The 18,726-nt window shown below is 43.5% G+C and carries 20 protein-coding genes and 4 pseudogenes; 7 read left to right on the top strand and 17 right to left on the bottom strand.

Annotated elements, in window-relative coordinates:
- Positions 1–27: 27 nt before the first annotated feature.
- From N4J56_RS41100 to N4J56_RS17980, 11 genes and pseudogenes are all read right to left on the bottom strand, one after another.
- Positions 28–1,200 (bottom strand): annotated as a pseudogene (locus N4J56_RS41100) (cysteine desulfurase family protein).
- A 173-nt stretch (positions 1,201–1,373) separates the two neighbouring features.
- A pseudogene (locus N4J56_RS18020) lies at positions 1,374–1,967 on the bottom strand (glyoxalase-like domain protein).
- Positions 1,968–2,137: 170 nt separating this feature from the next.
- Entirely contained in the window at positions 2,138–2,293 is a 156-nt protein-coding gene (locus tag N4J56_RS18015; protein WP_317107684.1) for a hypothetical protein, read from the bottom strand.
- Between the two features lie 14 nt (positions 2,294–2,307).
- The gene (locus N4J56_RS18010) at positions 2,308–2,706 is read right to left on the bottom strand and encodes a hypothetical protein (protein WP_317107683.1); all 399 of its coding nucleotides are present in this window, start codon (positions 2,704–2,706) and stop codon (positions 2,308–2,310) included.
- A 364-nt stretch (positions 2,707–3,070) separates the two neighbouring features.
- Complete coding sequence (locus tag N4J56_RS18005) at positions 3,071–3,544, bottom strand: DUF2267 domain-containing protein (protein WP_317107682.1); 474 nt, start codon at positions 3,542–3,544, stop codon at positions 3,071–3,073.
- A 4-nt stretch (positions 3,545–3,548) separates the two neighbouring features.
- A complete protein-coding gene (locus tag N4J56_RS18000; protein ID WP_317107681.1) occupies positions 3,549–3,890 on the bottom strand; it encodes a hypothetical protein in 342 nt (113 codons plus the stop codon).
- A 508-nt stretch (positions 3,891–4,398) separates the two neighbouring features.
- Positions 4,399–4,470: a hypothetical protein gene (locus N4J56_RS41095; protein WP_410500529.1), complete on the bottom strand. Its 72-nt coding sequence runs from the start codon at positions 4,468–4,470 to the stop codon at positions 4,399–4,401.
- Between the two features lie 196 nt (positions 4,471–4,666).
- Complete coding sequence (locus tag N4J56_RS17995) at positions 4,667–5,767, bottom strand: RRXRR domain-containing protein (RefSeq protein ID WP_317107680.1); 1,101 nt, start codon at positions 5,765–5,767, stop codon at positions 4,667–4,669.
- Between the two features lie 368 nt (positions 5,768–6,135).
- Entirely contained in the window at positions 6,136–6,933 is a 798-nt protein-coding gene (locus N4J56_RS17990) for a hypothetical protein (protein ID WP_317107679.1), read from the bottom strand.
- Positions 6,891–9,827 (bottom strand): hypothetical protein, encoded by a 2,937-nt coding sequence (locus tag N4J56_RS17985; protein ID WP_317107678.1) that lies wholly within the window; start codon positions 9,825–9,827, stop codon positions 6,891–6,893. The genes N4J56_RS17990 and N4J56_RS17985 overlap by 43 nt, the downstream gene beginning before the upstream one ends.
- Positions 9,828–9,978: 151 nt before the next feature.
- Positions 9,979–10,176, bottom strand: a pseudogene (locus tag N4J56_RS17980) (DUF99 family protein); the annotation flags it as partial.
- A gap of 48 nt (positions 10,177–10,224) precedes the next feature.
- Here N4J56_RS17980 and N4J56_RS17975 point away from each other — a divergent pair.
- The 3 genes from N4J56_RS17975 to N4J56_RS17965 all read left to right on the top strand — a co-directional run bounded on the left by N4J56_RS17975 (position 10,225) and on the right by N4J56_RS17965 (position 13,008).
- Positions 10,225–10,782, top strand: coding sequence for a helix-turn-helix domain-containing protein (locus N4J56_RS17975; protein ID WP_317105833.1), 558 nt, complete (start codon positions 10,225–10,227; stop codon positions 10,780–10,782).
- A gap of 41 nt (positions 10,783–10,823) precedes the next feature.
- Complete coding sequence (locus N4J56_RS17970) at positions 10,824–11,558, top strand: transposase (RefSeq protein WP_317105834.1); 735 nt, start codon at positions 10,824–10,826, stop codon at positions 11,556–11,558.
- Positions 11,559–11,856: 298 nt separating this feature from the next.
- On the top strand, positions 11,857–13,008 hold the full coding sequence (locus tag N4J56_RS17965) for a tyrosine-type recombinase/integrase (RefSeq protein WP_317107676.1): 1,152 nt from the start codon (positions 11,857–11,859) through the stop codon (positions 13,006–13,008).
- An 80-nt stretch (positions 13,009–13,088) separates the two neighbouring features.
- On the opposite strand, the gene N4J56_RS17960 is transcribed toward N4J56_RS17965, so the two are convergent.
- The 4 genes from N4J56_RS17960 to N4J56_RS17945 form a co-directional block, all read right to left on the bottom strand.
- Entirely contained in the window at positions 13,089–14,063 is a 975-nt protein-coding gene (locus tag N4J56_RS17960) for a tyrosine-type recombinase/integrase (RefSeq protein ID WP_317107675.1), read from the bottom strand.
- Positions 14,064–14,157: 94 nt separating this feature from the next.
- The gene (locus N4J56_RS17955) at positions 14,158–14,715 is read right to left on the bottom strand and encodes a Uma2 family endonuclease (RefSeq protein WP_317107674.1); all 558 of its coding nucleotides are present in this window, start codon (positions 14,713–14,715) and stop codon (positions 14,158–14,160) included.
- 138 nt (positions 14,716–14,853) lie between these two features.
- Complete coding sequence (locus N4J56_RS17950) at positions 14,854–15,255, bottom strand: PIN domain nuclease (RefSeq protein WP_317107673.1); 402 nt, start codon at positions 15,253–15,255, stop codon at positions 14,854–14,856.
- A complete protein-coding gene (locus tag N4J56_RS17945) occupies positions 15,242–15,454 on the bottom strand; it encodes a type II toxin-antitoxin system VapB family antitoxin (protein ID WP_317107672.1) in 213 nt (70 codons plus the stop codon). Before N4J56_RS17945 ends, N4J56_RS17950 begins: the two co-directional genes overlap by 14 nt.
- Positions 15,455–15,538: 84 nt before the next feature.
- On the opposite strand from N4J56_RS17945, the pseudogene N4J56_RS17940 reads away from it, so the two are divergent.
- Positions 15,539–16,444, top strand: a pseudogene (locus tag N4J56_RS17940) (alpha/beta fold hydrolase).
- Here N4J56_RS17940 and N4J56_RS17930 read toward each other — a convergent pair.
- Positions 16,422–16,616 (bottom strand): heavy-metal-associated domain-containing protein, encoded by a 195-nt coding sequence (locus tag N4J56_RS17930; RefSeq protein ID WP_317107669.1) that lies wholly within the window; start codon positions 16,614–16,616, stop codon positions 16,422–16,424. The pseudogene N4J56_RS17940 and the gene N4J56_RS17930 sit on opposite strands and share 23 nt — an antisense overlap.
- A gap of 145 nt (positions 16,617–16,761) precedes the next feature.
- Positions 16,762–16,959, bottom strand: coding sequence for a hypothetical protein (locus N4J56_RS17925; protein ID WP_317107668.1), 198 nt, complete (start codon positions 16,957–16,959; stop codon positions 16,762–16,764).
- Between the two features lie 161 nt (positions 16,960–17,120).
- Between N4J56_RS17925 and N4J56_RS17920 the strand changes: the two genes are divergently transcribed.
- The 3 genes from N4J56_RS17920 to N4J56_RS17910 all read left to right on the top strand — a co-directional run bounded on the left by N4J56_RS17920 (position 17,121) and on the right by N4J56_RS17910 (position 18,632).
- Entirely contained in the window at positions 17,121–17,426 is a 306-nt protein-coding gene (locus tag N4J56_RS17920) for a hypothetical protein (protein WP_317107667.1), read from the top strand.
- Entirely contained in the window at positions 17,423–17,866 is a 444-nt protein-coding gene (locus tag N4J56_RS17915; protein WP_317107666.1) for a PIN domain-containing protein, read from the top strand. Before N4J56_RS17920 ends, N4J56_RS17915 begins: the two co-directional genes overlap by 4 nt.
- Before the next feature lie 157 nt (positions 17,867–18,023).
- Entirely contained in the window at positions 18,024–18,632 is a 609-nt protein-coding gene (locus N4J56_RS17910) for a 2OG-Fe(II) oxygenase (protein ID WP_410500528.1), read from the top strand.
- Positions 18,633–18,726: the final 94 nt, after the last annotated feature.

Here is an 18,726-nt window from a genome sequence, read left to right as displayed (position 1 = left end):
CCAACTACCAACTACCACTGATAACTGTTAACTGTTAACTGTTAACTGTAATTTTACAGGTATGAGGCGCTCTAAAATTTGCTTAAGTACCGTTGCCGTCCAGTCAATATCGGCTGCTGTAGTTTCTCTACCTAGAGTTAAGCGAATTCCACTCAAAGCCGCAACTCTGTCATATCCCATCGCTAGTAAGACTGGACTGGGAGAAAGCTTACCACTATGACAAGCAGAACCAGCGCCGATCCCGATTCCCGCTAAATTCATTTGCCGCACGATAGTTTTCCCACTGACTTTCTCGCCATCTGCGCCTTTCATGTAGAAACTAGCGTGGTGCGGTAGACGTGACAGGCGATCGCCTGTAGGAACTAATTGAGGTACGTCAGCCAATTGAGCAAACAAGCGATCGCGCAATGACACTAAGCGCGATGTTTCCGCAGGCATTTCTTGAGCAGCGAGTTCTGCGGCAGTGCCAAATCCAGCAATAATTGGTACTGCTTGCGTTCCCGATCGTAGTTTTGATTCTTGTCCGCCACCACCCAGCAACGGTACTAACTCCACTCCAGGACGAATATAAAGCGCTCCCACTCCTTGAGGACCATAGATTTTATGACTGGAAAGGGATAGCAAATCTACGGGTAATTGTTGCAGATCTAGGCAAGCGTCCGGCAACTTGGACGGCATCTGTGTGAAACAATGCGCCGTGGGAACGGGATATTTTGCCCAAAGTCTCTATTGGTTGTAAAGTTCCAACTTCACTTTGACCGTAAATGATTGAAACTAAAACTGTATTTGGTTGAAGTGCTGCTTGCAAGCGATCGGGATTTACGCACCCGTTACCATCTACTGGTAAACGAGTCACCTGCCAACCCCACCGTTCTAGTAACCGTGCTGGCTCTGCGATCGCTGAGTGTTCGACGCTAGAAATAATCAAGTGCTGGGGACTATTATAGCGTTGGGCAACCCCATAATTGCTAAGTTATCTGCCTCTGTACCACCGGAAGTGAAGATAATTGACTCGGCGTTACGGGCGTTGACTAAGCTAGCCACCTGCATTCTGGCTTGTTCCAACACCGTTGCAGCGCGTCCGCCCCACTCGTGCAAGCTAGATGGGTTGCCCCATTGTTGAGTCAACACTACTTGCATAGTCGAGATTGCCTCTAAACGAGTCGGCGTTGTCGCGCTGTAGTCGAGATAAATCTGCATGGAATGTGTGGTGCGTGATGAATAGCGTGTGGTGCGTGATGAATAGCGTGTGGTGTGTGATGAAGGGGTGTAGGGTTGAATTGTGAATTGTGAATTGTGAATTGTGACTTGGAAGTAGCTCCCTCAACTTCCCCAGCTCAAGAGCCGCTCTCTTCTTCCCCTACTCCTACTCCCTAGTTCGACACTTCTGCCATCTCAATAATCTGTCCGTCCAGATCTTTCACCAAAAAGTTCAATGGTTTCTGGCTGAGAATTTTGTGTTTTAAATTCATCATTTCCACCCGCATCAGAACTTGTTCCAAACACTCGCGATCAAACAGACATGGCGCTGCTGGTTTTTCTTCCCTAAACTAGCTCCAGTAATGATGTGGAGTTGGGTGTTTTTTGAGTTGATACCACAATCCATCGGGACCGTTAAATCCTTTGGTGCTGGTAAAACTGGGACTAGGAGAGATGTAGTAAGGATCGATCGTTCCAGCTGCGCCCAAGGTTTGCTCGTAATTGTAGTAGTAGTGTAAAGGAACTTCGGCAGCGGGGAGATTGAGCATTCCTTCGTAAAGCTGACGGGCAATCTCTAAGTCAGATACCATCACGGTATATACTTTCGGGGCGCTGGTGAGAAACATCCACATAGCAACCGCATAGGCTGCTAGTAGCATCACCATAATCCCCTGTGTAGAGAAGAGGGCTATCCAGGGGTAGGGAGGGCAAAAAGCACCTAAAGTAGGCGGAAGCAGAAACGATGTCAAACTCACTGCTGTAACCATGAATGGGTGATGGGGAATAAATAACTTGAGTTTTCGTGTGCTAGCACAAAATTAACCCAATGATACTAGTCTATCAAGAGGAGAATTATTCGTTTGTAAATTGTAATTGAGTCGGTTAGTTGACGGTTAACAGTTGACGCTACACTGCGTGAAGACAGTTGACTGTATTTCTAGTTCAGAAATACGTCTCCAGTCGGTTGAATTTGCAGAGATTGCTTATCTATTCCAAGGTCGGTGGTTGCTTCGAGCATTAATTCTAGTACTCCTGGAGTAGGCGATCGCCCAGTTGCGTTCAACAATCCGCCATCTTCGCGCTTGAATGTCACAGTTGTAGGTGTAACTAGGTTTTGAGCGTGACATCTGATTTTCCTGGGAGCGATCGCGGTGCTGTATTGCCAATTGCTTGATAAGTGATTTTTGCTCCTGTCTGATTGATCAGCTTAATGCTAACCTTGCCTTGATTCAATAGCACTGTCGTACTAGGAGGCTGCTGCTGTTCGGGTAGGGGTGGTTGAATGGGAGTAGGCGAAACTTGCGGGGTAGGGGACACTTGCGTATTAGGAGGCTGCTGTTCGGGTAGGGGTGGTTGAACGGGAGCAGGCGAAACTTGGGGAATTTGTGTAGTTTGTGAAATATAGCTGTTGTGTGTGTGTGTTACTGTAGCGATATGAGAAAGATGGTTCAGTACTGACGTGCGATCTACTTGAGGTATAGCAACGGCAGGTAAATCGATTGTCAAACTGCTACAAATAACACCTAGCACATTGCGCTCGAGCCGCGCCGCCTCATACTACAGTTCTTCATTTTTTCTCCAGTTATATATATTTACGTGAATCTAGATTTGACTGTTTTTCCAGCCCAGGCTGCATCTGAACTGATGAGTTATATAAATAAACCAAATTGCTCTAGTAATAGTTAGTTAAAACTTTGCTTTTAGAGAAGCATTTGGGTAGTTCGACATTGAATTATAGCAACAAATAATACATACCACCTGCTATTTCTCAAGAGGGGTTGGATCGTTTAGTAACAAACAACCAATAACCAATGACAAAACAGGGTAGGAGTTGTCTCCTACCCTGACTCAAAATTAACTTCAAATGTTCCTAAGCTGCGTCCCACAACTCGCGAACTCTACCAGGAAGATATTGAGCTATTTCTTGAATCCGTTCCTGCGATAATTCTTCTTTAGTAGCAGAAAATACGGCTGAAACGACCTGTTCGCGATCTAAATCGAAACCAGTTTTTGCCATTGGCGCTTCGTTTTTGACTCGGAACAAAAAGCGATCGTCATCAATATTAAATAGACCAGGACCGTGATGCTTTTTAAAAGGTGGACGAACGCGGCTGAGAAAGCCAACGATAGGATTAGTATCTTTCCAAAGATCTGCTACATCCATTTTCAACGCTTTGTCTTCTGTCGGCAGAACTTCCTTATTTTCTAATTCTTCTGCCACTCGATCTGATGCTTCCGTTGTCATTAAATCGCGCATGACGCGATAGACAACTTCTGTCACATCTCTAGCATCAAAGAGGTCTTCAAGTCCACTTTTAAGCATGACTTTTTCTAGGAAAGGCATGTCTTTAGTCGCAATGGGAACTGATGGACCTTCTTTTTTCTTCTTCTGGAGGTTTTGCCTCCATTTTCTCCAACATTCTGCGACCTTTTTCTGTCAATTCTGCTTGTTTAAAAGTAATCAAATGCGGTAAAGGACCATCAGACGAACCAAAGGTATTAGCAACTCTAAAATCAACTTCTTTGGGATTTACAGCATCGGGAACGTCTTCCTGGTTGCCATAGGCATTACCACTAAATTCAGCATTAATATACTGCTTTTGATTCAGATAATCCAAGTGTCCTAATAGTTCGGCTTTTGTTGGTTCGCGACCGATAAAGTCATCAGCAGTAAATTTTACTGGATGCAATTCTTGCCCAGTTTCATTGATTTTTTCAAAATAATGTAGGCAACATCTTCTCTTAATGGAATGGTCATGAAATTACCCCTTAGCTTTTTATGCAGATTTTGACTGTAGCTAAAGAGAACCAACAAATTGTTTTTCAGTCCCTCTATTGCTTGACGCAACTCAAGCCTTAGTGTAGAAGAACTGAAGGAGGATCGAATTTAGTTCGGATCTACAGCCATTGCCATTTAAGGTATTAAGAATAAATACTTGCTTACATCTGTCACAGGAAGCATATTCGGAAATTTTGAGGCATAAGCTTGAAGAAACAGTTTGGTTATTGTCTATTTTTCCCTAAAGATATATTTTTAAGGAAAGCTTTGGGTGGCTAAAATTTGCACAACAGACTATTCTCGAATCCAATTCAGAGCATTACGTGTAATGACTTGTGATGTTGCGATCGCCACTTTCGAGCGTTATGCTACAGCAAAACCCGTATGCTGCCGTAATTTTGGATGTCGAAAACCAAGCACTATATTCTCTCTAAAATACCTGCTTCCATCAGATCGGTGACTACACCTTCTTCTGTATCATCATATTGCACCCAGACTTTATCACCGATCGAACTTAGATGAATAGGTGTCGCATGGAGATATTATCACCATTCCAGCCTATATCCAGAACTAGATACTGCCCTATAAGGTCGGCGTGCAACGGGATTGTTAGATGGCAAGTTCGGTCATCAGGAAATGTGGGTCTGAAACCCCGTCATACGCGCGAAGCGCAGGACGGCTTTATACTCAACAAGCAACAACCAACCCGTTTGAACGACGGATTAAACTGACTTTGCTTGCTGCTATCTGTCCAAGCCGTTTCCAGCTTGCATCGCTAACAGATATTTGTCTTTCGGTGTCGCCTGAGACAAAGCCAATACATGAAGGGGAATTAACCAAGTCACCCTTTCTTAAACCATGACGGGTTGTAGAGCCACCATATTTGCGTCTAATACCGCCACAAGACGGAACCATCAAATGTAGTTGACGGCGAGAATAGGGTGGACGACGAATCACAAAAAATGATGCAGGTGTGATGGATATAGAGCCAAACCAGTCAGCCCCGTCCACATCTAATCTGTGGTATTTGCGATATTCGACAAAGTGAGATGCCGCAATCGCAACGCCATCAACTGCATGAGTGTTAAATTCAGGTTTAGATTTGTCAGTCTTGTTTTTAGTTAGCCCAAGGTAGTTTCGTACCTGCGCTGTTTGGTAGCCTTCGACTTTAACAACAGGAGCAAATGATGAGAGTTGTTCGAGCATCCATACTTGACCTACCATCACTGGCGAGAAACCCTTGCCCGACTTTGCTCCCTTGCGTCCCGATGTTTTGTCTACATCCGCTCGAACGTATTCGTAACGAATCTCCGTGACTGGATAGATTTTGCACAATTCGGAAACAATTCTCAGTTCTAACTGGCGGTTGGCACGAATCGACGGGGCTAACTTGCCTTGACGACGATTCGCAAACCGCTTTTGTCGATGGGCGCGTTTAGAAAACTCAACCCTGCGATTGATTCTCCGTCCTCTGCGTCCACGTCGCATTAATCGCCGATTGTCCATCCTTTCTCGTACCGTTTTGAACGGTAGAATTAGGTGGGCTGTATACAAAGTAAATTTGGCAGACACAGCCCCAATTCCCGAATAATTTTTACCTGGGTCAATCCCGATAACAATATCCTGGGTATTGCGTCCCGATGGCTCAATAGTCAGTTGGACGTAGAATTGCCCATTGTCCGACCAGCGTTTAATTGCTTTGCCGGATTCTATCCACTTTCTAGCTCTGGCGCTAGTTGTGGGCATTAGAGGTTGGTGGTTTGAATCGACAACTGGTACTCGTAACATTGTTTGGTATAACCCAATTACTTGTTTTAGTCTCTTTGCCCAACTCGATTAAGATGTCTTGGCTTACCCAACTCTCGAACCAATCGAGATTAGAGATAATTCGGTCTAGAGAAGCAACCGAAAGTCTGTACCAAATCGAGTCTCAATGGGCTATTCACTTCTTGCGTTACCCAAATTGGTTTGGGCAATCCTCGTCGTTCTAAGGCGAGGTTAGTGAAATACCTATCTTATACGGGCTATTTCTACGGACTTTTTCCGTATAACACCCCACGTTTAACTACTATACAAAAACTTCTGTATAACTACCTTGTATGGAGCGATCGACCGGAAGCTTTCTGTCTGTGACTCTTTCACCACTAAAAACAATTTTATTCCCAGCTTTCTAATTCTCGAATCCAGGTTTGCATCAATGCGATCGCCTGAGTGCGACGAGCCTCAAATGTGGCAGCAATCCAAATAAATAGCAACCCTACCACAATACCAATTGCCCATAGTAGAAAAGAATAATTATCGATAAATAACCAGAGCTGACGCAAGACTTTAGTAATAAAAGTTAGCGTGCCGACATATAAATAAGCACGGGTGCGAAATACGATTCCGGCTAAGATTAAACCTATACCCAGAAAAATAGTTAAAATTCCTTGCCATAAACTACTATCTGATTGGTACAAAGCTGTCAGACAAAATAACCCTATAGCTAAAGTGCGGAGAATGTGACGCTTTTCCTTTTCGGTAGGCGATCGCAATGACGGATCGACTTGGACAACATACAGCAACGAACCACTCAATATGGAAACATACCACAAAGGATCGCTAAGTTGCCAATTTTGAATCAGTCGAATAATTGCCCAATCAGCTAAAATAATACTTATATAACTGAGGCGGATTTTATTTTCTACTCTTGCTAACCAAGCGTAAAAAGCAGCGACAATAAATAAGCCTTGAATTGAAATTCCACTAAATGTAAATAAGACAATTACCCCTGGCAAAACAGTAGCAGAACGCTGCCAAGGTTGTTTCGACCATCCCCAAGTTTGCCAAGGTAACATATATAAAATATAGGCATAAATACAAGCGATCGCAGCCGACCAATCTAGCAGTGCAGACAGAGGTAAAATTCGATTTAAAAGGTGGGCGATCGCAATTGTGAATTGTATGACTGCCAAATATACCCAAAATGGCGATTCCGTCCTTGCCAAGCTGCATAAGTTGCTAATATTACTGTGACTACTAGCCAAAGATTGCTGCCAAAATTACTTAAATTCACTCCTAATGCTAGTAGGGAAAAAAGACTACCAACTCCCCAGTGAGATGGGTTTATTACAAGTAATTCTTGGGGTGCGAGTTTCCAATAGAATAAGAGCCAACGCGCACAGAAACGATATGTAATTGCGATCGCGCAGGCTAGGGTTGATAGTAAGACTATGCCATCCCCTGCTTGCCCTCCTTTGGATTGGATCAATTGATAAATTAAAAGTTCGTATACCGCAAAGGAAATACCAAATACAGATATAAATGTAATTGGTTTGAGCAGAGGTAAACGCCGTCCAACACCAATTCCTACTAATGCGCCTGCTAAGGTGTAAAGTCCTGTGTAGGCAGTAAATGTATAGTGGGCGAAGATTAATCCTATAACAATATATATAAGTGGAATAACGTGCCAACTAGAAAGGTAAGGCAAGGCAGAACGACGTACCCACCAATCGCCACCTAATTGCGTTGCTAGTCCTAATCCTATATTGGCGATCGCAATATTTATAAAAGATGGTACAGTCCACCATACGATACTAGATACTACTAATTCTGTACCCCAGGCAATACCATAGAAACCTATATTTGTCGGCTGTTTCCAGTTACGATAAGTAATTGCCCCTGTGGTTATAACTGCTGCTAAAACTAGATATACATCTTGGATCGAATAAACTTCTAGCCTACCTAAAGTTAGGAAAGTTAAATTAATTATACTCAGCGCGATCGCCCAACCGTCTAATGCTGGGTCATAAATATCTGTAGGGGGACAAATCTCTGTAGAAGCGCACAGCTGTGCGCTTCTACGAGAACGTAACAACCACAACCCCCACAAAGCAACGCCAATCCATGTTGGCAACCAATTGAAGGGAACTCCCCAAATTTGCCCCAGACAAGTTCCTGCAAAACTCAAGCCAAATCCAATAGTGATTGCTGCGGCAAGTTGCGATCGCAATTTTTGCGTATTGAATAACATTAAACTGGTTGCGACTGTCGTACTCATTAATAAAGGAGTTACTCTAGCTTCAGTTAGGATCTGGGCTAGAAGTAAGGCAATAACACTCAGCCAACTTGCTAATCTTGCTTGAGGAATAGCACGATTACCAAGAAATGTGAGACAGGTGGGGGTAGCTAGCCAAATTAATCCCCACCAATATGGATTCGATGTTATGAGCAAGGGATAACTCAATCCTGCTAAGACTAAACCGATATACCACGCACTACGTCGCCAAATCGGATGTGCGATCGCTAAACTATAACTCCACTCTGCTATCATGCTTATTAATAAAATGACTGCCCAAAATCGAGTATTAAGATTGGGAAAACCCCAACCTATCCATGCATATAAAGTTAATATTCCTGTTACGTGCGTGAGATAAATTAACCATGCGGCGCGAGTTGGACGCTGACGAAGGACAATTATTAAGGTAAGAGTAGAAGCTAGTAAGTAGAGCGATCGCACCAAGGGATTGAATAAACTAAATAAAGCAAGAACGCTTCCTAAAATCAATGCCTTGCCTTCGGTGTGGTTAGCTAAATTTGGTTGAGAAGCACGACGCAACCGCGAGGCAACTATTATGATGACAATAATATAAGGAAAAAGCGCCAGCCCAATCAGTTCTCCTGAGAATAAATAACCCCCGGCGATTTGAGTAGCAAAGGCGATAATTTGTTGCCTCCCTGCAACGGGAATCAGTCGCCACAACAAACAGTAAGCCTGCAATCCAACAAAAAATAGGGCAAGTAAATCCCAAATCTGCCAAAGTCTTTGCAGACGATTTGCTAATAACCAGATACCTAAAATACTAACTGCGATCGCTTGCCAAGGTGGTTCGACATTGACAGCGACTATCCAACCCAATACTAATAATCCAATACCCGTGCGAGTCAATAGAGGTTCTACCTGACGGCGAGTTAACCAACAAAGTACCCAGCCGCAAATCCCTAACGCCAAGCCAATTGCATCTATGGGTATGCCTGCACTTAAGACTCCCCTACCCAAAAGCAGTAAGGTGGAAATAGCAAGAACAACGCCACTAATCCCTAAATCTATTAAACTTGCCTGACGCTTTTCTACCCGATGCCATAATACTCCTGCTGTCCCTACCGTACCGCTATAGATGGCAATGAGGGGGAATCCAGGTATTATCCAACCCAATTGCAGCCAACTGAGTGCAACAGTATTCACTCTAATCGGTAATGCAGCTTGCAGTAACGTCCAGGCGATCGCGGATAAACTTAAAATTGCGATCGCTCCTACTATTAATCCCAATCCATCCCACCATAACTGAAACCCATCGATTGCCCAGAAGTTAACTGGGATTAGGGATAGGGTAGTGACTTGTAAAATCCTACTTGTCAAACTTAAATTCGGTCGTTGTCGCGTCCACCAGTACGCGAGCCAAAATGCTAAGGTGTAGCCGAATAAAATGGCATATTGTCCGACTGAGGAAAAATTCTGCCACTGACTCGCAGCTAGTACCCCCGAGGATACGACTACCATGAACACGCCTAGAAATAGCAGCCACACGACGCTAATTTCTTCCATGAGGGAAGCTAAAATCCGGCTGAGTATGGGTGCGGGACGAGTTCTTGCTGGAAGTGGTTCTACTGCTGGTGTGCTAATAAAGTCTTCTTGATGAGATACTTCAGCTACGGGTAAGGCACAAACTAGGTGAGTGCGGCAAATTCGGATAACTTGAGTTTCAGAAAGCAACCCCAGACGCAACCACAGATCTAACCCTTCTAGTAATTGAGGATGGGTAGCTGGTATTGTTAGTTTTATCTCGATTCGCTCTGGTTGTGAGGTCATGGCTAGCTATCTCAGCGCATACCTCATCATGCCGATTGTAGGGAAATTCAACTCTCGGTAAATGTGCTACTTTTTAAGTTGGCGATCGAATGATAATGTCGCGCAAAGACGCTAAGGCGCTAAGCTGAACTCCCGCTTTCACTATAGTGACCGACATTGTATCTGTGGCGTTCCAGCCGTCTTGTCTCACTTTTCCCCATACCATCCCTTCAAATCGCGTCTCTGCACAAATGACACCGACGATTGAGACGCTGCTACTGCGTCGGCGCACGAATGGCGCATCGTCAAAGCCGATAACGCGAATAGTGCGATCGCGTGCTAGTGGGTCATTTGGTATGAGTGTTGCCATAAAAAGGATGGTCAATTAAAGTGAAGATACATAGTTTTTCAGGTTGTGATGACACGGCAAAAAAAAGCACCTTTGCGACCGTTAAGTGATGAAGAACAAACCGACTTGAAAAAACTGAGCCGTTCTCAATCCCAATCATCTGCTAGTGTCATGCGGGCCAAAGCGATTCTAGCCGTGGCTCTTGGGGCTGATTACACGAGTGCAGCGCAGTTAGTAGGATTACGCTGTGGTGATACGGTCAGCAAGTGGGTCAGTCGCTTCAATGTTGAAGGCTTAGCTGCCTTACAGCCTCGACATGGCGGTGGGGCAGTAGTGCAATACAGCGAACCAGAAAAACAACGCATCCTGTCCGAATTTCAGCGTCAACCAGAGCGGCAGAAAGAGGGCACGGCAACCTGGTCAGTAGCTACACTTCAACGGGCTTTGCGTCAGGCTCCTGATGGCTTAACCCAAATCAGTACTTATACAATTTGGCAGGTACTCAAAGAGGCGGGCTATAGCTGGCAAAAGAGCCGCAGTTGGTTAAAAACTGGACAGGTGAAGCGCATACGCAAAGGCAAGCTAGTAGTAGTAACTGACCCAGATACCGTGGCAAAAAAAAACTGATAGAACGCGCTTACACTCAGGGACAGAAGCTAGGCTTGAGTGTGTGGTGCGAAGACGAGGCGGGACCATTTGGCACTGCTCCTTACCCTGGTAGCAATTGGCAGCCAGTAGGTAAACCGACACGGCAAGAACATGAATATATCCGTAATGGCACAGCCAAGCTGTTAACGCTATTCCATCCCGCTACTGGGCAAGTACGAGTTAAGGGTGTTACCAGTTGTACCAATGCTGTGTTGCACGAATGGCTCAAGCAAGAATTAGCTAGTGTTGTACAATCACTGCCAACTCCAGCTCGATTACTCAAGCCTGAAGAAAATCAACGGTTATGGAAAAGTTGGCAGCAGGGGTTGAAAGTACGCTTTACACTCCCACACGACTTACCGCCACTGCGAATGTTGCTAGTGATGGATAACTTGGTCGGACATAAAACTCCCCAGTTGGTATTGTGGCTGTGTGCTCATGGCATCATGCCGCTCTACACACCTCTTGGCGGTAGCTGGCTGAATATGGCTGAGTCGATTCAACGAATTCTCAAACGCCGAGCTCTAGAGGGGCATCATCCGCAAACAGCCTATCAAATTATTGAGTGGTTGGAAGCAACTGCTTTTGGATGGAACCAACAACCAACGCCGTTTGTCTGGGCAGGATTACGAGCGCAACGTCGAGACAGAGCGCGTCAAAGATTTCACTCTCTTGGTGGTTCTGGTGCCTGTACGCATCGTCCTCTTCGGCGGACAACTATTGCCAAAAATAATGGCAACACTCATACCAAATGACCCACTAGTAATGTTTCTAGTTTCACTGGGTTCGCATTACTTCGTTTCTAGAATTATTGAAACGCAGATATGCGAATGAATGTATTAGAAGACATCAAAAGCATACCCAAATTTAGAAGTTTATACCCATTTATTTAGATCGATGAAACTCTAAATTACATCCATACCTAAAATGCGTCAATTATACCCAAATTTGATTGAGCAACTTTTTAAACGCAATCGAGTTATCTTTACCCAAAGTCTCAGCGTGCTAAACTATCTCAGCTATATACCTAAAACACGAAATGAATACCCAAGAATGAAGGCAAGTAAAGGTTCGGTTGTTGTAGAAAGTTTTAAGGATAGGCTGAGGCTGCGTTGGCGAGTTGCAGGAAAGCGGTATTGTTTATCTTTAGGATTGCCAGATACGCAAGAGAGTCGAATGTTAGCGGAGTTGAAGGCACGTCAGATTGAGTTAGATGCAATTTCTGGTAACTTTGACACCACTCTAACTAAATATAAACCCCAAAGCTTAACTGAAAAACCAGTTAATGACGCGCAACTCCTCACTTGTGCCGAACTATTCCAACAGTTTATGGAATATAAGTCTCAGTCTTTACATCCCAGAAGTTTAGATCGCTACAAGACAACTCTGAAATACCTATACCAGTTTTACTATCGAGAGGATGAGACGCGGAAATTACTAGCCGCACAAAATGCGATCGCAATTCTACAAACTCATGCGGAACAATTTAATGCTTGGCTTCAGAGTAAGAACGCCGAACGCGCCAGGAAAGAACGATTAATTCTACTCAGTGCTTGTTGGAGTTGGGGAATGACGAAAGGTTTTGTGGAATCGAACCCTTGGAAAGGTTTACATAAGCAGGTGGAGTCAGCACCTAAACAACCACTCAAACCATTTACACAAGAGGAAGTTAAGGCAATTTTAGCTGCTTTCAAAACTCACCCTCAATACAAACACTATGCCGATTTTGTCGAATTTTTATTTTTAACTGGGGTGCGAACTACTGAGGCGATCGCTTTACGCTGGCTGCATATTACTGCCGATCTGTCAAGTATTTGGGTTGGAGAATCTATCAGTCGGGGTGTACCTCAAACAAATAAAGCTCGCTCTATTCCCTTAAATGACAGAATTAGATTATTGCTCCAAGCTAGAAAGCCTGAGAACTATTCATCAGACGATCTTATCTTCCCGAGTCCTGAAGGATTACCAATTGACGATCGCAATTTTCGCAATCGTGCTTGGGTAAAAATGTTGGAGTTGGCTAATGTAGAATATCGCAAACCTTCTAATACAAGACACACGTTTATTTGTATGTGTTTGAGTGCGGGTGTAAATCCGGCTGTGGTGGCTCAAATTACGGGTTGCGATCTGCAATCTCTCGATCGCGATTATGCTGAGTATATTCCGTCTTTGTCGATTCTTCCAGATTTGTTTGGTAATTGGTGATTCCATTTCAATTTGGGTACGGGCGGGTTTTGAACGAAGATTTATTGTTGGGGGTGTTGGGCTGTCTGCTAAACCCGCTCCTACGATTCTCCTTCAATCAATGCTGCTAATAATCCGGTGACTTCGGCTTGGTGATTTTGGCGATTGTCGTCGTAAACCATCAACGTATCTAATCTGGCATGACGAGATAATTTCTGTACCATGCGAACGTTTCCACCTGTCGCATCCAATGCAGCCGTAATTCCAGAATGTCGAACCCTGTGGGGGCTAAGGCGTTTTTTCAATCCTGCTGTTTCTGCCATTGCCTGTACGATCTTATATATAGCAGTACCAGTGAGACGATGACCGTAACTAGCGCGATCGAGTGCAATAAATAATGGTTCGTTACGCTTAGCTTTACCGCGTTCGCACAACCATTCTTGCAATGCTGCTACGGTAGACTCAGATAAACTAATTGTCTCAGCTTGAGTGCCTCGACCTTTTCCATATATAGTTAGCGATCGCCTGTCTGGATCGAAATCGTTTATATTAGCTTTAACTAATTCCCCGCGTCTCAAGGCATTATCCCACAACAATCGTAGTATGGCATAATCGCGTTTGCCTTTAAGCGTGTTGCGATCGACAATATCTAATACCTGACGATATGCTTCTAAACTCACCCCACTCGTATCGCGATAAGCCTTTACCTTCTCTCCTGCAATATCATCCAAACTGTAATCGCACATCCCAATTTGACGCGCATAGTTAACTAAAGATTTTATTGCGGCTAATCGACGGTTAATTGTTGCTTCCGATAAATTGCGATCGATCAGAACTGCCTTATATTTAAGTACTAAGGCTGTCGCATTAAATCGAGAAAGTTGGAGAAATTCGGCAATCAAATTGCGATCTGGTTCAACTCCTGCCATCGTGACGAAAAAATCTTTTAAATCTTTAGCATAGGCGCGACGAGTATTTTCGCTGCGCTTATTCGCCAATAAATTTCCCAAAATGTCTTCTTGGGGTTGGATGTTGAAACTCGATTTAGGGGATGTCAGCCGACTTAATTGGCTCATGGTTACGATAATGCGCCTTTCCGCAACCTACTATAACTCCCATATATCAATATGTCTAGCATTTTGAGAAACTCAGCTACAGCAAAAGTCTGTGTTAATAGCTCACACCTATGAGGCGCTCAACTTGGACGGATACATCAGGAAAAGCTAGAGGGGTAATAGTACCTGTAGTTAGTGTTAGTTCGGTGTTGTACTGCCCATTTTTGAGGTCGCGAAATACTTGCAAACATCGATCTTTGAGGTTAACAACCCAATATTCAGTAATACCTGCTTCTGCGTAGATATCTTTTTTTTCACCTAAATCTTTATTTAAGGTGGTGTTAAAAAATTCGATAATCCAGAAAATATCTTCAGGGTAAGGATGGTGTTCTAGGTAAACTTCACCTAAAGGTTTGACAATGGCAATGTCGAGGGCAGGTTCGGAATTATTTGGCAGAGTTACAGGTTTAGCATCGCGGATTTTTGCCCGTTCGCCGAGTAGCGTGCGGAGATAATCGGCGGCTTCTGTGTTGTAGTAGGCGTGGGGTTCTCGTTCTGGGGGCATAACAATGAGGTCACCGCGCCATAATTCTAGGCGCTGGTCATCAAAAATGCCTGCTTCTATTGCTCGGTGATATCGTTCAATTGTCCATTTGTAGGTAGTTACAGTCATGACAACCGTTTAGACAACAGAGATTAGTTCGATCTTAGTCTGGTAGACAGGTTTCTCAACCCCTGAAAAGATTTGGATTATTACCGAAGCGATTATTAGAAACAACAAAGCTTGTTGTTCGTCATAACTATTTTGTAACTATTTTGACTGAAAGCGGATTTGTTGCAGTGGTCGGATGCTGCTAATAATTTCAAAATCGCGATCGTCGTGAATTAGAATTAATGCGTAGTCTAGAGCCAATTGAGCAATACAGCAGTCAATCAGACTACGTACAGTTAATCCTTGTCTGCGTAATTCAAAGTATATACGTGCAGCCGCTTGCCAAGATTCAGAACTTAATTCTACATAATCTTGGGTTTGCAAGTAGCCGTGCAATAATCTCCACTCGCGATCGTCTCGACATCCTTGTAATAGTTCTAGCTGGCTGAAACGAGTTAGAATCACATCGCGATCGCTAATTATCGATTGAAGCTGCTGGCGTACAAGTCCTGTTTTATCTCGAAATACACCTACCCAAACAGATGTATCAATCAGCAGCATGGCGGTTTGTTCTGAGTGCTTTGGGATCGTAATCGTCGTAAAACTCAATTTTTCCAGTCAAATCGAGTAGATTTTTCTTTTTCTGAGAGCGGATTAATTCTTGTAGTGCTAGATGCAAAAGTTCCTTTTTAGTGCGGACGTTGGTAAGTCGAAAGGCTTCTTCAACTAATGTATCGTCAAGCTCAACGTTGGTTCGCATAGACATGTGTATAATGTGTTTTTATGGGTGTATTATACACAAAAAATCTTTTCGTAGTATCTTCTACAAAAGAATCGAATGCCTATGTTTGCTCAATTTCTCCCTCAGCTTGTCACACAACTGACTGAAGCAACATCGATCGCGTTAGCTCAGAATATACAGCAAATTGCGATCGCCACTCCATTATCTCAAGATGCGATCGCAACCACATACGTCAGACAAGGTAGTGGAGAAATCCCCATACTATTAATTCACGGTTTTGATAGTTCCGTATTAGAGTTTCGTCGATTATTACCACTATTAGCAGCTCATCACGAAACTTGGGCAGTAGATTTATTCGGTTTTGGATTTACCGATAGAGTTGCTGGGGTGAAAGTTACTCCCGACACGATTAAAACTCATCTATATTATTTCTGGAAAACTCTGATTCAAAAGCCTGTAATTTTAGTTGGTGCGTCGATGGGAGGCGCAGCAGCAATTGATTTTACCTTGACGTATCCAGATGCAGTCAAGAAGTTAGTCTTAATCGATAGTGCTGGGGTAGCTGGTGGTTCGGTGATGAGTAAATATATGTTTCCACCACTGGATCGTTTAGCAACTGAGTTTTTACGCAATCCGAGGATTCGTCACAGTATTAGTCGTGCTGCTTATAAAAATAAAACTCTTGCTTCCATTGACGCTCAAGTTTGTGCCGCGCTGCATTTAGAATGCTCTCAGTGGAGTCAGGCGTTAATTGCTTTTACTAAAAGTAGTGGGTATAGTTCTTTCAAAAACAGACTCAACCAAATTTGATCGCAAACATTAATCCTGTGGGGAAAAGACGATCGGATCTTGGGTACTACCGATGCTTATAGATTTAAACGCGCGATCGCCCAAAGTCAACTGATTTGGATTAAAGATTGCGGACACGTCCCTCATCTAGAACAGCCACAAATGACAGCACAACACATTTTAGAATTTGTCGATTCTACTCTACCGTGTGACCAGTAGCCGTAATAGCTTGTTTAATGGACTCTTCAGACTGTGCGCCTGCCACTTTAACAGTCTTAGCCGAGACATCCACATCAACTTGAGCATCTGCATCAACAGATTTAACCGCTTTAGTAATAGTTTCTGCACAGCCATCGCAGACAATACTAGGAACCTTCAGTTGCAGTGCCATAACTAGAAAACTGAATTCTACTTAAGTTTAGAGTATCAGATTTACGCTTCGGGTTGAATACTAGGTATAATATTCAATATTTGGGTATCTAAAAGATGTATTCCAATAAAGCGATCGCTTGAAGGTCGGTAATTCACAACAACGCTTAATTTCTACAAAAATCGTTCGACATTGCTACATGAAAGATCCCACGCTGGGGAAAGCGCAAAATATATTCTCGTTCAGCTTCTACAGTGAATGGCGTATCAAATGCGGTGTAGACTCCAGCTTTAATTATGGAATTAAGAATACCAACTATAGCCTCAGCATCATCAACTTGAACTTTTCGAATTAATAATTCCATCTCAGCTTTTCTCCTCATAATTTGGTTAACCATAAAAAATGGGTATTTTATGTATTCTTTAGGTATAAAAGTGATGTAATCAAATAGATTATGATACACGGTATCCAACTGCGCTCGCCTGTGTTATACAAGTATAACACACGAAGCATAGGAGTAATAATATGGGACTAATTGCCGTCCGACTAGATGCAGAAACCGAAGCACACTTAGCTGATATTGTGGCGCATGAGAAGACAGATAAAAGCGAGCTAATCAGGCGCTTAATAAACGCTCGCTGGTTAAGCTTACAAGCTGATCAAACTTTAGTAGCAAGAATGGGTGGACATCCCCAGCATCTACTTCAAGGAGCTGACCCTAACTTGTCCGAACGCTCAAACCGCAAAAAAGCGATCGCTGCTCGTTTGCAAGCACAAGCAGATCGTGAAAGTACAGAACAGAAAAGCGAGGTGACAACAATAGAGTCATGAGCTTTATAGCTTTGACAAAATACCATCCCATAATTCTGATGGATACGGGGATGATAGTTGCATACTACAGTGCCGATGACAAATATCATGCCCAAGTGCGGAGATTTTTTGAACTTTGCACGAGTCAAGTAGTCACTACGGTTGCTTGCGCCACTGAAGCCATGCACTTGCTAGCAGCCGACTGGCGAGTACAAAATGAGTTTTTGATACATGTGAGTAACGGAATATTTAACTGCGAACACTTGCAAAACCAAGACTTTTCGCGGATTGCTGAGTTAAATAGGCAATATATAGATATCAATCCAGACTTTGCAGATCTGGCTCTGGTGGCTATTTCCGAACGACTGGATATTAGTGCGATCGCCACATTAGATGCAGACTTCGATATTTACAGACGCTACCGCAAGCAGCCATTCGAGCGCGTATTTCGTCCCAGCTAACTTTGGGTATTATATCCACGCATTGGGTATCTGCATATTCTTCCCAACTCCCAACTCCTGTACGGGCGGGTTTACCAAAAAACTTCGCTGCTAGCAGAAATTTCGGGTGAACCCGCCCCTACAATTCTCGACTCCCAACTCGCTATTTCTTGTGAAACTGAAATACTACCACCAACAACCATCGTGCTTCCCCAGCAACTACCTCAACGACTTATGGGGAGAAATTCAAGCGTGTCCCTACTTTACTACCAACAACCTCAACCGTGACTTCGTAGGAACCAAAGGATTTTCTGTAGTATTTCAGCGTGCTGGAATAGCAGAAGTAGAACAAAAATTTCCCTACTTTAAACCATATATTAATTTAGCCCTGCGATCAGATTGTAATGCCTTTTACCTCAATCCCTTACTCCTAACCGCAGGCTCCCGTGTCGATCCGCATATCGATCGCTCCTTACGTTCCTATTGTAAAACCATCGAACCACCCGCTTTTGTCAGCGTCCTCTACGTGCAACTACAACCAGATATGCAAGGAGGAGAACTAGTACTGCGTTGCGATAAACGTCAAGTCGGACAAATTAAACCGCAAGTTAATACATTAGTATACTTTCAAGGCAATTTAACCCATTCCGTCAATCAAGTACAAACCCCAGGAAAGCGCCTCAGCTTAGTTTGCGAACAGTATAGTTTGAGCGAGTCTGAACTGCGGGAAATCCCAAAGTTTACTGTCGAGTCAAGAGTAAATCAGTTCTCAAAGAGAAAAAAGTAATTTTGGGTATGTTAATCGTTATTTGGGTATAGCACTGATACTCAATCGCCATTGATGAGCGATCGCCTTGGAGTCAAATTGGGTATAATTTTCA

The sequence above is a fragment of the Chroococcidiopsis sp. SAG 2025 genome, assembly GCF_032860985.1.
GTDB lineage: Bacteria > Cyanobacteriota > Cyanobacteriia > Cyanobacteriales > Chroococcidiopsidaceae > Chroococcidiopsis.
This window is presented reverse-complemented; position numbering and strand designations above follow the sequence as displayed.

Coding starts and splice junctions, on each gene's coding strand:
- N4J56_RS18005 (WP_317107682.1), bottom strand. CDS start 3,544: ATGCCTTTCCTAGAAAAAGTCATGCTTAAAAGTGGACTTGAAGACCTC.
- N4J56_RS17995 (WP_317107680.1), bottom strand. CDS start 5,767: ATGTTACGAGTACCAGTTGTCGATTCAAACCACCAACCTCTAATGCCC.
- N4J56_RS17985 (WP_317107678.1), bottom strand. CDS start 9,827: ATGACCTCACAACCAGAGCGAATCGAGATAAAACTAACAATACCAGCT.
- N4J56_RS17975 (WP_317105833.1), top strand. CDS start 10,225: ATGACACGGCAAAAAAAAGCACCTTTGCGACCGTTAAGTGATGAAGAA.
- N4J56_RS17965 (WP_317107676.1), top strand. CDS start 11,857: ATGAAGGCAAGTAAAGGTTCGGTTGTTGTAGAAAGTTTTAAGGATAGG.
- N4J56_RS17960 (WP_317107675.1), bottom strand. CDS start 14,063: ATGAGCCAATTAAGTCGGCTGACATCCCCTAAATCGAGTTTCAACATC.
- N4J56_RS17955 (WP_317107674.1), bottom strand. CDS start 14,715: ATGACTGTAACTACCTACAAATGGACAATTGAACGATATCACCGAGCA.
- N4J56_RS17950 (WP_317107673.1), bottom strand. CDS start 15,255: ATGCTGCTGATTGATACATCTGTTTGGGTAGGTGTATTTCGAGATAAA.
- N4J56_RS17945 (WP_317107672.1), bottom strand. CDS start 15,454: ATGCGAACCAACGTTGAGCTTGACGATACATTAGTTGAAGAAGCCTTT.
- N4J56_RS17930 (WP_317107669.1), bottom strand. CDS start 16,616: ATGGCACTGCAACTGAAGGTTCCTAGTATTGTCTGCGATGGCTGTGCA.
- N4J56_RS17925 (WP_317107668.1), bottom strand. CDS start 16,959: ATGGAATTATTAATTCGAAAAGTTCAAGTTGATGATGCTGAGGCTATA.
- N4J56_RS17920 (WP_317107667.1), top strand. CDS start 17,121: ATGGGACTAATTGCCGTCCGACTAGATGCAGAAACCGAAGCACACTTA.
- N4J56_RS17915 (WP_317107666.1), top strand. CDS start 17,423: ATGAGCTTTATAGCTTTGACAAAATACCATCCCATAATTCTGATGGAT.